The organism is Aquamicrobium sp. NLF2-7 (assembly GCF_022359935.1).
GTDB lineage: Bacteria > Pseudomonadota > Alphaproteobacteria > Rhizobiales > Rhizobiaceae > Mesorhizobium > Mesorhizobium lusatiense.
In genome coordinates this window covers 280,536-292,912 of sequence record NZ_JAKSED010000001.1, presented here as the reverse complement: position 1 = coordinate 292,912, position 12,377 = coordinate 280,536, and the positions used below count along the sequence as shown (strand labels likewise).

Sequence of the window (12,377 nt, the reverse complement as noted above, 5' to 3'; positions counted from 1 at the left end):
AGAGCTGCGGCGTCAGGCTGCGGGCAACCGGTAGACCCGCCCACGTCCTTCGACCTTCTCGGAACTGACCTCGAGACCAAGCTTCTTCTTCAGCGCACCGGCCATTGCACCGCGCACCGTGTGCGACTGCCAGCCGGTCGCGGCCATGATCTCTTCGATGGTCGCGCCGTCGGGCGCCTGCAGCATGGCGATCAACGTTGCCTGCTTGGTGCCCTTCCGGCGCTGGACCGGGGCGGTCAGCGTTTCAGCCTGCGGGGTGTCGGTCTGCTCGTCCGTGATCCCGAGGGTGCTGTAGGCCAGCGGAGTGGCGCGCAGCGTGATCGGGCCGCGTTCTTCGTCGTGCCGCCAGACCGTGTCGAGGTCCGTGGCGGCGATTTCCTCGATCAGCCCCTGCTTCAGGAGGCTCTTGCAGACGTTGCCGACAGCGCCGCCCTTGAGGCTGACGGTGACGGGGAACACTGCCCCGTTCTCGCGCGCGCAGGCGGTGGACAGGATGACGGCTTGGGCGTCGGAAAGCTGAATCTGGGTCATGGGGTCGTCTCCTTGATCGGGGCCGCGCCCATCGCGGCCCTTCTACGACCCCAAGCCCGCCTTGCGGCGGGCAGGCTTCGGAGAGGTTGGCGCTACTCGGCATATTCGCCTTCGCGGAACGCCATGTCGGTGATCTCGCGCAGCTTGTTGCGGTAGTGCTCGAGCGTGCCGACATGGCCCCAGTCGATCTCGTCGGGGTCGGTGTCGAAATGCTCCGCGCTGAGCGCCGACAGGCGTTCGAGCATGGCGTCGATCTCGAACTTCGCGGCGAGGAAGGCGTCGATGGCTGTGGCTCGGGTCTTGGACTGGTTGCTGTTCGTCATGGCTGTTTCCTTCATCCTGGCAATCACAGTCATGCTCTGAACGACGAGATCATCAACCGGATAAGACGATCATTTTGTTGCTGTTTTTGACGCCGGCGCCGCTGCAACGCTGGCGCAGGGAGTTTTGACATGGCGGGACGCAAGCCGCTGCCGACACATCTGAAGCTGGTGAAGGGCACGGCCCGTCCGCATCGCCTGAACAAGGCCGAGCCGAAGCCGGTGGTGGCGACGCCCGAACCGCCTGACCATCTCGATGAAGCCGCCAAGCTGAAGTTCACCGAAATGGCGGAACTGCTTGCCCGCCACGGTGTCATGACGGAACTGGATGCCGGCGCACTCGCCCGCTACGTCGTGATCTGGCGACGCTGGCTGGAGGCGGAGCAGGAAGTGAAGCGCCGTGGGCCGGTGGTGAAGACGTCGAATGACAACATCATCCAGAACCCGTTCTTGGCTGTGGCCAACAAGTGCCTGGCGCAGATGGCGCAGATCGAGAGCGAATTCGGACTGACGCCGTCCAGCCGCTCGCGCATCCGTATGGCGGAACCCGCCGAGACGAGCGATCCGTTCGAGGAGTTCCTGAACCGTGGCCGCAAAGCCTAGTTCCCGTGCTTCGCGCCCACTGGACGGGAGCGGCAGGAAAGCACCACCCTGTCCGGTTACAGCCTATGCCCGTGCGGTGGTTGGCGGCCGGATCGTCGCCGGCCGGCTCGTGCGTCTGGCCGGCGAGCGGCACCTCGCGGACCTGAAGGTGGGGGTAAAACGCGGCCTGGTCTGGGATGGCGCTGCGGCACGTCATGCGATCGACTTCTTCGGCCATCTGCGCCACTCGACCGGCGAATGGGCGGGCGAGCCCTTCGTGCTTCAGGGCTGGCAGCAGTTCGTCGTCGGCTCGCTCTATGGCTGGAAGCGCAAGGATGGATTGCGCCGCTTCCGCACGGCCTATGTCGAGGTGGCGCGCAAGAACGGCAAGTCGGTGCTTCTGGCCGGCACGGCGCTCTATGCGCTGATCGCCGATGGCGAGCCCGGTGCGCATGTGTATTCGGCGGCAACGACGCGCGATCAGGCCAGGATCGTCTTTGGCGAGGCCGAGCGCATGGTGGCGGCGAGTTCGGCGCTGCAATCGAGGATCACACGCACGGTGAACAATCTGGCCGTGCTGCCGACCTCGTCCTGGTTCAGGCCGCTGTCGGCGGACGCCAGCAAGATGGACGGGCTGAACATCCATTTTGCGGCCGTCGATGAAGTGCACGAACATCCGGGACCGGAGATCATCCAGAAGCTGAACACCGCCACCGGTGCGCGGCGCCAGCCGCTGATCTTCGAGATCACGACGGCCGGCTATGATCGCCATTCGGTCTGCCGCCAGCATCACGAGTTCTCGGTGAAGGCGCTGGAAGGCACGGTGCCGATGGAGTCGTCGGACAGCTGGTTTGCCTATATCGCCACCATCGATGAGGGCGACGACTGGACCGACGAAAAGGTCTGGGTGAAGGCCAATCCGAGCCTTGGCGTGACGGTGAAGCTGGATGACCTGAAGCGGCAGATCGACGAGGCTAGGGAAATGCCGGCGCAGCAGAATGCGATCCGCCGGCTGCGCCTCAACGAATGGACCGAGCAGGTCACCCGCTGGCTCGACATGAGCGTGTGGGAGGAAGGCGGACTGCCAGCTGCCACCGACTGGCGCATCGTCAAACACGAACTGGAGGAACTGGAAGGCAAGCTGCTGGGGCGTGAATGCTATGGCGGGCTCGACCTGGCGCGGGTCAACGATCTGTCGGCCTTCGTGCTGGTCTTCCCGCCGACACTGGATGAAACGCTTGGAAAGCTTGCCGACAAATGGATCGTCACCTGCCGGTTCTGGATTCCCGAGGACGACATAGTCCGCCGTGTGCGGCGCGACCGCGTGCCCTATGACGTCTGGCGTGATCAGGGATTCCTGACCGCGACCCCCGGCAATGCCACCGACTTTGCCTTCATCGAGGCCGAGATACTGGAGCTGGCCTCACGCCATGATCTGCGGGAGCTGTCCTATGATCGCACCTTTGCCGGCGAGATCGTGCAGCATCTGCAGGATGAAGGCTTGAACCTGGTGCAGTTCGGACAAGGGTTTTTGTCCATGGCGGCACCCACGGCGGAGCTGGAGCGGCTTTCGGTGTCACGCTCGCTCTGGCATGGCGGCCATCCCGTGCTGCGATGGAACGCCTCCAATGTTGCCGTGCGCCATGATCCGGCCGGCAACATCAAGCCGGACAAGGAACGCTCCAGAGAGCGCATCGACGGCATTGTCGCCATCTGCAACGCGCTCGGGCGGGCGCTGGCCCGCGACGTCAATGCCGGCCGCTCGGTCTATGAGACCCGCGGCATCCTGATGCTGTAAAGAGCTGACGAAAGAACCCAATGGCATTCTGGTCGAACTGGTTCGGCGGCGCAAAACCGCCGGCCGCATCTCCGCGCGCGTCGTTCCAGGATGCGGGTGGCGGGATCGTCATCACCACGGCGCAGCAGCTGGAAGAGGCGCTGCGCTCGGGAACGGTGACCGCCTCGGGGGCTGCGGTGACGCCCGACAGCGCCATGCGGGTGGCGGCCGTCTATGCCTGTGTGCGCATCATCTCGGGTGCTGTGGCGACATTGCCGCTGCACATCAAGCGCCGGGTGGATGAGCGCACCCGCGAAGACGCCTCTGACACGCCGATCTGGACGGTGCTGCGACGACGGCCGAACCGCTGGCAGACGCCGTCGCAGTTCCGCCGCATGCTGCAGGCGCATCTGCTTTTGCGCGGCAATGCCTACGCCATGATCGTGCGGTCACGCGGACTGGTGCAGGAACTGATCCCGCTGCATCCCGACCGGGTCGAGGTCAGGCAGACGGACGATCTGGCGCTGGAATACATCTACACCCGCCAGGACGGACGGCGCATCCGGCTCCGCCAGGATGAGGTGTTCCATCTGGTCGGGCTGACGCTGGATGGCGTGCATGGCGTGTCGGCGATTGCCTACGCCCGCGAGACCATCGGCCTGTCGCTCGCCATGGAAGATCATGGCGCCACCACCTTCCGCAACGGTGCTCGCGTCAGCGGCGTGTTGAAACACCCGAACAAGCTCGGGCCAGAGGCCGTCGCCCATCTGAAGGCTGGTCTGGAGGAGTTCCGGTCCGGCGGTGAGCAGGAGGGCAAGAACCTGATCCTCGAAGAAGGCATGGATTATGCCCGCATCGCCATGACCGCGGAAGATGCGCAGTGGATCGAGAGCCGGAAATTCTCGCGCACCGACATTGCCATGTTCTTCGGTGTCCCGCCGCACATGATTGGCGACACGGAGAAATCCACGAGCTGGGGCACCGGCATCGAGCAGCAGTCGATCGGTTTCGTTGCCTATACGCTCGAAGACCATCTGACCATGTGGGAAGAGGCGATCAACCGCGACCTGATTGGCGCGGAAGAGCCGCTTTATGCCCGCTTCAACCGGGCGGCGCTGGTCAAGGGCGACATCAAGGCGCGCTGGGAGGCCTACGTCAAAGGCCTGCAATGGGGCGTCTACAGCCCGAACGAAATCCGCGCGCTGGAAGACCAGAACCCGCGTGACGGCGGCGATGTCTTCTATCCGCCGCCGAACACCGCCGGCGTGCCGGCAGGTGGGGACCGTGATCGCCATGAGAATGATGGCGGCAGCGATGGTGACATTGGCTCCAATGATGAGGACGCAGGCAGATGAGCCTTCTGGATAGTTTGAAACTGGCCGCGACGATGGTGGTCATGGGCGTTGTCAGCCTCGCGGTCATCAACCCTGCTTTCCACTTTGGCACCTTCATCGCCGGCATCACGCTTGGCGGATACTTTTTCCTGTTGGCGCTGGAGAACGTTCGATGAGCCTTCGCAGATTGCCCGAGGCGCGGGTCTTTCGTCGGCCGCAGAACTACCAGTGGGATGCGCCGAGCGACGTGCTGACGAAATGGACCGAGCACCCGCTTGCTGCGGCGCCCAGCGCTAATGGTGCTGACACCGACACCACGATCTCCATGTTCGACGTCATTGGCGAGGATGGCTGGTCCGGTGGTGGCGTCACCGCCAATCGCATCTCGGCAGCGCTGCGGTCGATCGGGAGCAAGGACATCACCGTCCGCATCAACTCGCCGGGCGGCGACATGTTCGAGGGGATCGCGATCTACAATCTGCTGCGCGCCCATCGAGCGAAGGTCACGGTCGAGGTGCTGGGCTGGGCGGCTTCCGCTGCTTCCATCATCGCCATGGCCGGTGACGACATCCGCATGGGGCTCGGCTCCTTCATGATGGTGCACAATGCCTGGGGCATGGTGATCGGCAATCGCCATGACATGCGCGAGGCCGCCATCGTGTTCGAGCAGTTCGATGCGGCCATCGCTGACATCTACGAGGTCCGCACCGGCATGAAGCGCTCCGATATCGAGCAGCTGATGGATGCGGAAACCTTCATGACGGCGGCACAGGCTGTCGAATACGGCTTTGCCGATGTCGTCGACGATGCCGAAATCCATCCAGAGACCAATGCGTCCGCGCCGATCCGCCCCGAAATCCATGCCAAGCGCCGCATCGACGCAGCGCTTGCGCAACAAGGCATCTCGCGCACAGAGCGGCGCAAGATGTTTTGCCAGATTGCCGGCATGCACGACGCTGCCGATACCGCCACGCACGACGCTGGCTTCCATGCAGCCGCCATCCAGCGGTTGATCGACACCATCAGATCATAGGAGACCCGTCATGGGTATCGAACTGAACCCGCGTGCGCGCGGGATTGTCGGCGTGCGCGCCGATTCCGGCAGCGCCACCAAGATCCTCGCCGAACTCCAGAGGACCTTCGAGGACTTCAAGGTCGAACGCGACAAGGAGCTGGCCGACATCAAGGCCGGCATGGCCGACGTGGTGCAGACCGAAAAGGTCGATCGCATCAATGCCGAGATCACCGCCCTGCAAAAGGCGCTCGACGAAACCAACGCCATGCTGGCAGCGGTGAAGGTCGGTGGTGTTGGCGGGACGACCGATCCGGACAAGGCCGAGCATGCGCAAGCCTTCGACCGCTTCTTCCGTCGCGGCGTCGATGCCGGCCTGCGTGATCTGGAGGTCAAGGCCAAGCTGACCACGCAGTCCGATCCCGATGGCGGCTATCTGGTGCCGGAAGAGACCGAAGCCGGCATCGACCGTGTTCTCGGTACGGTGTCGACCATCCGTTCGCTTGCCCGCACCATCTCGATCTCGACCAATAGCTACAAGAAGCTGGTCGATATGGGTGGGGCGACGTCCGGCTGGGTTGGCGAGGAACAGGATCGCCCTGGCACGGCCACGCCGACCTTGCGCGAGATCGCCATCAATACCGGCGAAATCTACGCCATGCCCGGCGCCACGCAGACCTCGCTCGACGATGCCCGCATCGATCTGGCGGCATGGCTGGCCGACGAGGTGTCGATCGAGTTCGCCGAGCAGGAAGGGGCAGCCTTCGCCCATGGCGATGGCATCAACAAGCCGCGCGGCATTCTTGCCTACGACAAGGTGGCGAATGCTTCCCATGTGTGGGGCAAGATCGGCTTCGTTGCCTCGGGGAAAGCGGATGGCTTCCTGGCTGCGACCGCTTCGGTCAGTCCGGCCGACTGCCTGATCGATCTCTATTATGCGCTCAAGTCCGGCTACCGGAACGGGGCATCGTGGCTGATGTCGGATGCGACCATGAACACGGTGCGCAAGTTCAAGGATGCGGAAGGCGCCTATATCTGGGCGCCGCCATCGGGTGCAGCCGAAGTCGCCACTATCCTCGGCAAGCCGGTCTACACCGACGACAACATGCCGGCGGCAGAGGCCAGCAAGTTCCCCATCGCCTTCGGGGACTTCGGTCGCTCCTACCTGATCGTCGACCGCATCGGCATCCGGGTGCTGCGTGATCCGTTCACCTCGAAGCCGAACGTGCTGTTCTACACGACCAAGCGCGTCGGCGGCGGCGTGGTCAACTTCGAGGCGCTCAAGCTTCTGAAGATCAGCACCTGATCACCGGCGTGATCCAGCAGCGGGCGGCCATCACACGGTCGAAGGACGGTCGCCCGTCTCTTCATCATTCCCATTCATCGAAAGGACTTCTGTCATGAAGGACGGTATCTCCGGCCTCGGCCTCGTTGCATCGCTGGTTCCCGCCGTGGTCACCGCCACGACCAAGGGCAGCCATGCCGATCTGCAGGGCTTCAACTCCGCAACCCTGATCATCAATACCGGCGCGATTGCCGGCGATGGCCTCTTCGTCGTCGCCATCCAGGAGAGCAACACCACCACGGATGGCGATTTTACCGATGTGGCGGCCGGCGATCTGCTTGGAATCCTGCCGGCAGCGCTCGAGGCCAGCACGGTCTACAGCCAAGGATACAAGGGCACGAAGCGCTATATCCGCGCCGTCATCACCAAAACCTCGGGCACGTCGATTGCCGCCGGCGCGGTCTTTGCGCTCGGCCATCCCCACGACGCGCCGATCGCCTGACATCATCCGAAGCGATCAGCCCATCGTTCGGCCGAACGGCTGGTCGCTTCTCTTTATTATATGGACCTGAAACCATGCTCGCTCCCGTCCGCACGGTTGCGCCTGCGTCCATGCCGGTGACGCTGGCCGAGGCCAAAGCCCATCTGCGTGTTGATCATGATGACCAGGACGATCTGATCACCGCCCAGATCAAGGCGGCGACGGCATATCTCGACGGCTATGCCGGCATTCTCGGCCGGGCGCTGATCACTCAGACCTGGCGGCAGGATCTTGCCGGCTTTGCCTTTCGCCTGACTTTGCCAGTATCGCCGGTGATCGCCATCGTCAGCGTCAGCTACTGCGACGTCGGCAATGTGGTGCAGACATTGGACGCCGGCGTCTATGACCTGTTTACCGACACGCGTGGCGCCTATCTCACCCTGCGGCCGGGGCAATCCTGGCCGGCCACCTTCCGTCGCGCTGACGCCGTCTCCATCACCTTCATCGCCGGCTTTGGCGCGGCGGCCGATGTGCCCGAGCCCATCCGGCACGCCATCCTGCTCATTGTCCAGCGGCTCTATGATGGCGCTGACACCGAGATCGACGTCTCCATCGAGCGCACCGTTCATGCCTTGATCGCGCCCTACCGAAAAAGTCCGCTCTGATGGCCAGGATCACCGCCAACGATCTGCGTGATCGTGTCAGCCTGGAAAAGCGCGAGGAAATCGACGACGGCTATGGCGGGACTGTTGGTGCATGGGTCCCCCAGTTCGAGCGCAACGCCTGCATCCTGCTCTCCAAGGGGGGTGAGACCGTCATTGCCGCGCGCCTGCAAAGCGTCCAGCCAGCCCTGATCATCGTGCGTTACGATGCCGAAACCGCAGCCATCACCGCCGCCTGGCGCCTGATCGAAGCCCGTTCCGGCACCGTCTACAACATCCGCACCGTCGCCGACATGGAGCGGCGCGGCCGATTCATCACCATGCTGTGCGAATCGGGGGTGGCGACCTGATTGTAACCCTCGGCCGTCGCCGACCTCCAATGTGAAGCTCCTGGCCCCATTACGGCTGGTGCAAAAGTCGTGCGTCCAGCCGGAGCTCTGGCAACCCGCGAAAGGACATCATGATGAACGCCAACGTGGCCACTGGCGCGGCGACTCTGCCTGCGGCCGACAAATATCATGTCTACCGGCCCATGCTCGACTTGATCGGCTTTGCCGAGGGCACCGACCGAAAGCGCGGCTATAATGAAACGCTCGCCTACGGCGCGTTCACCGGCGGGGACGTCGATATTGTTTCCATGACATTGCAGGAGGTTGATGCGCTGCAGACGAGAATGTTGAAGCATCCGGTAAATAGCTTCAACTCATCGGCGCTCGGTCGTTACCAGATTGTGCGCACTACGCTGCGAACCATCCGCAAGACGCTCAAGCTCCCGGCCACCGCCTTGTTCGATGCCGATATGCAGGATCGCTGCGCTTGCTATCTGCTCGGCCTGCGTGGCATCGACAAGTATCTTGCAAGCCGGCTTTCCGAAGACACTCTCATCAACAATCTTGCCCGTGAATGGGCTTCGCTGCCAACCATCTCTGGCAAGGGTGCTTATGCCGGTCAGAGTGCCGCCGTGAAACCCGATCGCGTGCGACAGGCTCTCGCCGATGCGAAAAGACGCCATCAAGAAGCCCAGCCTCTTCGCGAAATTGTAGTTGAGAAGGAGATCGACAAGCCAGTCGTCCCCATCAGCGTCGAAGCGGAAATTCGCAAGCATGCGGATCAGTGGAGCTGGATCACCACCATCTTGGGCTCTGGTGGCGCCGGTCTCGCCGCACTTGCCGGAATGGACTGGCAGACCGTCATTGCCATCGGAGCGCTTGCGCTTGGCGGTCTGATCATTGCGCTTCTTCTGCGGCGGCAAATCATTTGCGCAGTGCAGGAGGTTCGCAGGATCATAGAAACTGGATGATGGCAGTCCCAGAAAACCTGTCGAGCACGGCAATGGGCACCACCGTGCTATCCTTGTCAGGCTCTGTTTCGGCGCCGCGGTTTCGTGGCTGAGGTCCGATCACCACTCGACACTTTCGCTTTCCCCACGCAGGTCGGATAGCGGACGCAGCCAAGGAATTTTCCATAGGCGCCACTGCGTTCGACCAGCCAGCCATCTTTGCATTCTGGACAGGTCTGATAGCTGGCACCGCAGATACATCGAACCTCGACCGTTCCATCCGCAAGGCGCGGCAGCGCGGTTCCGCAGGATTGGCAGGCGGGCAGCAGGTTTCCGCAATGCTGGACATGCTCGCAGCGATACCAGATGCGGCCATCTTTCCCGGTAACGCCCAGCAACCGCCCGCCGCATTCGCCGCAGTCATAGCCCTCCAGCTCCCCGCCAGTTGGAGCGGCTATGCTGTAGGCGGGATCCTTCTTCAGCTCAGTGACAAAGGACGATGGCCGGGCGTTCGAGGCAAGGATCGTTAGTGTGTGTCGGGCCCGGGTCATCGCGACATACATAACGCGTCGTTCTTCGGCGTTCTGGAACGCCTCCTCCTCCGGCGATACCAGAGATAAAAGTGGGTCGTCGACGATCTCTGAGGGAAAGCCTGTTCTTCCACTGTCGGCATTCAGCAAGACGACGTGATCGGCCTCCAGACCTTTGGAGGCATGGATGGTCTTGAAGCTGATCTTCAGCCACGGGAAGTGCCGCCTCAGATTCAGCATGTTTGGCTCGACAAAGTGGTATCGGCCGAGGAGCAGGACAGTTGCGGGCTTTGCATCCGCCGCTAGATCGGACGACAGGGCAGTGAGAACCTCCAAAAGCTTCCCCTCATCCTCGCCCTTGGAGACCGTGATGATACGGATGGCAGGTTCGGTCGCGGTCCCGGCCGGGACGATCTGCTTCTCGATCTGTGCCGGGTTCCGCAGAACGAATGTTCTTGCCGCAAAGGCAATCTGATCGACGGACCGAAAGGTGCGGCCGAGATCGACCGTTCGGTGGACACCAGCCTCGCCATCAAAGTCGCCGCCGAACTCCTGCCCGAAATAACGCATCAGATGAATGTCAGACCCGGCGAAGCGGAAGATCGACTGCCAGTCATCGCCGACGGCAAAGATGCGCACATCCGGGTGCTGGGCCTTCAACGCTTTCACCAGCCGAGCCCGGCTCTGCGAGATGTCCTGGAACTCGTCGACCAAAATGTGCCGGAACGGGCTGACATAACGGCCGGTCTCGGTGTAGCCCGCTGCGCGCAGAATCATATCTTCGAAGTCAATCCGGCCACCGAGCCGCTTCTGATATTCCTCGAAAACCGGCACAAACACGTCGAGGAACGCCTTGGCACGCTTGCCCAACTTCATCCGCTCGGATTTTGTCTCGCAATCCTGCAAGCTGTATCCACCACTCTTGAATTTGCGGAGGAAGGTCCCGAGCAGCTTCGAGAAGTCATCAACCTGCTTCAACTCGACGATCCGGTCATAGATCGTGTCGGCCGGCCGAGGCTTCAGCGTGACATGCGGTGCCAATTTCTCTGCCAAGCCCGTCAGCAGATGTCCTTCCTGCCGTTCGTAGCTGTAGGTCTCGATCAGGATGGTCTCATGTTCGGCATGGACCTGGCGCTTCCACTCCATGCCAGCCAGATACTCGCCACGATCGACGAAGGGCGTGGTGACCAGCCGTTCGCTACCATCGGCGGCCTTCTGGCGCCGCACCCCGAAATGCTCGATGTAAATGCTGCTTTCGGCCAGGCGGAAATCCGGCTGGTAGTCACGTCGGCCGACCTCAGAGACCTTGTGCTCGTAGAGAGGCTCGTATTCGTACTCGACGCCGTTTTCGTAAAGCCAGTTGGCGATCTGCAGCTCTTCATAGCTTTTCACCTTTTCGCCCTGCAGCGTGCGCAGATCCTGGCTCTCCATGTGGGTATAGAATTCGTGCTTGGTCTTGAAGTCCCATTCGGTCTTCGGCTCGACCAGGAAATGCGCAAACCATTGGATGATCGCCTTCGAGACATCCGGCCGCGTGTGAACCAGATCCTTCAGGATCTGCTTGATCAGGTTGGTGAAGGCCATGTCGTCGGTGGCGTGGTCGGCCAACGCCGGTTTCGAGCCTTCCACGATGCCGATGATGTCATAGGCTATCGCGTGAAACGTCCGCGCCACGACGGGCACTCCGGATCGCGCCTCGACGCGTTCCGACATTTCCTCCGCCGCGTTCTTCGCGAAGGCCAGCAACAAGATCTCTCCCGGTTGACGGATGCCAGCTTTGACCAGATAGGCCGCCTTGGCGGTGATCACGCTGGTCTTGCCCGATCCTGCCCCGGCAAGAACCAGCGTCGCATCCTCATCCACGACTACGGAAAGCCGCTGCTCCGATGTCAGTGGCTTGCTCTCGACCGTGTCGAAGAAATCCTTCCAGCGGTCCAGTTCAGCAGCGACGAAGGCGGCGATGCCGTGGGCCCGCGCTGTCCGTGGATCTGAAGCGAACTTGCGGGCAATGGCAATGCGCGTCGTAGCCTCGGGACCAATGGCCTCGGCCTGCAGCTTCGACAGAAGCGAGGCATCAAGAGCGCGGGCTTCGTCCAGCAAGGGCGTGACCTGGCACGCAGCAGGATATCGGGACGGGGCAGATAACGACCTCACTCCGGTGAGGATCTTGTCCAGACGCGTTGTTTCCTTCTCAAGGGCCGAAAGATTGAACCGGACCCAAGCTTCCTTGACCTCTTGCGAGAACGTCCGGGCATCAGCGTGACCTGCACCCTTTAGCGAGACCTCTTCGTGCTCGCCCGATGTGATCGTCAGGGCCGTTCCAAGCATGCACTTCCGGATAGAAGGAGGAGCCGCCAATGACTGCAACGACAGGGACGTGACCTGATCACGGCGCGTGACCCGCAGGTAATCGCCGTCGAGTTCGATGATCCGGGCCGACTTCCCGAATGGGTCGGCTAACAGTCCAAACAAAGGTCGTTGTAGCAATCGAATCAATGAGCTGAGCCTTGTTACGTCTTCGGGCCAGCTTGTCCTGCGACTGTTGTGGTCCGCAACCACGATTGCACGATGACGCTACAGATAC

13 protein-coding genes are annotated in these 12,377 nt (G+C 62.3%); 10 read left to right on the top strand and 3 right to left on the bottom strand.

Annotation, left to right across the window (positions count from 1 at the left end):
- Window positions 1-12: 12 nt before the first annotated feature.
- Window positions 13-531: a DUF3489 domain-containing protein gene (locus tag MIC97_RS01420; protein WP_239798563.1), complete on the bottom strand. Its 519-nt coding sequence runs from the start codon at window positions 529-531 to the stop codon at window positions 13-15.
- A 92-nt stretch (window positions 532-623) separates the two neighbouring features.
- Window positions 624-854, bottom strand: coding sequence for a hypothetical protein (locus tag MIC97_RS01415; RefSeq protein ID WP_167874077.1), 231 nt, complete (start codon window positions 852-854; stop codon window positions 624-626).
- Window positions 855-983: 129 nt separating this feature from the next.
- On the opposite strand from MIC97_RS01415, the gene MIC97_RS01410 reads away from it, so the two are divergent.
- The 10 genes from MIC97_RS01410 (at window position 984) to MIC97_RS01365 (ending at window position 9,284) form a co-directional block, all read left to right on the top strand.
- Window positions 984-1,454 carry a phage terminase small subunit P27 family gene (locus MIC97_RS01410; protein WP_100651845.1) on the top strand — a complete coding sequence of 157 codons (471 nt, stop codon included), beginning with the start codon at window positions 984-986 and terminating at the stop codon, window positions 1,452-1,454.
- Window positions 1,438-3,231 carry a terminase TerL endonuclease subunit gene (locus MIC97_RS01405; protein WP_239798562.1) on the top strand — a complete coding sequence of 598 codons (1,794 nt, stop codon included), beginning with the start codon at window positions 1,438-1,440 and terminating at the stop codon, window positions 3,229-3,231. The genes MIC97_RS01410 and MIC97_RS01405 overlap by 17 nt, the downstream gene beginning before the upstream one ends.
- A 20-nt stretch (window positions 3,232-3,251) precedes the next feature.
- Entirely contained in the window at window positions 3,252-4,565 is a 1,314-nt protein-coding gene (locus MIC97_RS01400) for a phage portal protein (RefSeq protein WP_239798561.1), read from the top strand.
- On the top strand, window positions 4,562-4,720 hold the full coding sequence (locus MIC97_RS01395; protein WP_167518142.1) for a hypothetical protein: 159 nt from the start codon (window positions 4,562-4,564) through the stop codon (window positions 4,718-4,720). Before MIC97_RS01400 ends, MIC97_RS01395 begins: the two co-directional genes overlap by 4 nt.
- A complete protein-coding gene (locus MIC97_RS01390) occupies window positions 4,717-5,577 on the top strand; it encodes a head maturation protease, ClpP-related (protein WP_239798560.1) in 861 nt (286 codons plus the stop codon). The genes MIC97_RS01395 and MIC97_RS01390 overlap by 4 nt, the downstream gene beginning before the upstream one ends.
- Before the next feature lie 10 nt (window positions 5,578-5,587).
- Window positions 5,588-6,862 (top strand): phage major capsid protein, encoded by a 1,275-nt coding sequence (locus MIC97_RS01385; RefSeq protein WP_239798559.1) that lies wholly within the window; start codon window positions 5,588-5,590, stop codon window positions 6,860-6,862.
- A 94-nt stretch (window positions 6,863-6,956) separates the two neighbouring features.
- On the top strand, window positions 6,957-7,343 hold the full coding sequence (locus MIC97_RS01380) for a hypothetical protein (protein ID WP_109708014.1): 387 nt from the start codon (window positions 6,957-6,959) through the stop codon (window positions 7,341-7,343).
- A 74-nt stretch (window positions 7,344-7,417) separates the two neighbouring features.
- Window positions 7,418-7,987, top strand: coding sequence for a head-tail connector protein (locus MIC97_RS01375; protein WP_239798558.1), 570 nt, complete (start codon window positions 7,418-7,420; stop codon window positions 7,985-7,987).
- Window positions 7,987-8,334 (top strand): phage head closure protein, encoded by a 348-nt coding sequence (locus MIC97_RS01370; RefSeq protein ID WP_239798557.1) that lies wholly within the window; start codon window positions 7,987-7,989, stop codon window positions 8,332-8,334. The genes MIC97_RS01375 and MIC97_RS01370 overlap by 1 nt, the downstream gene beginning before the upstream one ends.
- 110 nt (window positions 8,335-8,444) lie before the next feature.
- Window positions 8,445-9,284 (top strand): hypothetical protein, encoded by an 840-nt coding sequence (locus tag MIC97_RS01365; protein WP_239798556.1) that lies wholly within the window; start codon window positions 8,445-8,447, stop codon window positions 9,282-9,284.
- Window positions 9,285-9,340: 56 nt separating this feature from the next.
- Here MIC97_RS01365 and MIC97_RS01360 read toward each other — a convergent pair whose 3' ends face one another.
- Window positions 9,341-12,265, bottom strand: a complete 2,925-nt coding sequence (locus MIC97_RS01360) for a UvrD-helicase domain-containing protein (protein WP_239798555.1) — start codon at window positions 12,263-12,265, stop codon at window positions 9,341-9,343.
- Window positions 12,266-12,377 lie beyond the last annotated feature (112 nt).

Coding starts and splice junctions, on each gene's coding strand:
- MIC97_RS01415 (WP_167874077.1), bottom strand. CDS start 854: ATGACGAACAGCAACCAGTCCAAGACCCGAGCCACAGCCATCGACGCC.
- MIC97_RS01420 (WP_239798563.1), bottom strand. CDS start 531: ATGACCCAGATTCAGCTTTCCGACGCCCAAGCCGTCATCCTGTCCACC.
- MIC97_RS01400 (WP_239798561.1), top strand. CDS start 3,252: ATGGCATTCTGGTCGAACTGGTTCGGCGGCGCAAAACCGCCGGCCGCA.
- MIC97_RS01380 (WP_109708014.1), top strand. CDS start 6,957: ATGAAGGACGGTATCTCCGGCCTCGGCCTCGTTGCATCGCTGGTTCCC.
- MIC97_RS01370 (WP_239798557.1), top strand. CDS start 7,987: ATGGCCAGGATCACCGCCAACGATCTGCGTGATCGTGTCAGCCTGGAA.
- MIC97_RS01410 (WP_100651845.1), top strand. CDS start 984: ATGGCGGGACGCAAGCCGCTGCCGACACATCTGAAGCTGGTGAAGGGC.
- MIC97_RS01395 (WP_167518142.1), top strand. CDS start 4,562: ATGAGCCTTCTGGATAGTTTGAAACTGGCCGCGACGATGGTGGTCATG.
- MIC97_RS01385 (WP_239798559.1), top strand. CDS start 5,588: ATGGGTATCGAACTGAACCCGCGTGCGCGCGGGATTGTCGGCGTGCGC.
- MIC97_RS01375 (WP_239798558.1), top strand. CDS start 7,418: ATGCTCGCTCCCGTCCGCACGGTTGCGCCTGCGTCCATGCCGGTGACG.
- MIC97_RS01390 (WP_239798560.1), top strand. CDS start 4,717: ATGAGCCTTCGCAGATTGCCCGAGGCGCGGGTCTTTCGTCGGCCGCAG.
- MIC97_RS01365 (WP_239798556.1), top strand. CDS start 8,445: ATGATGAACGCCAACGTGGCCACTGGCGCGGCGACTCTGCCTGCGGCC.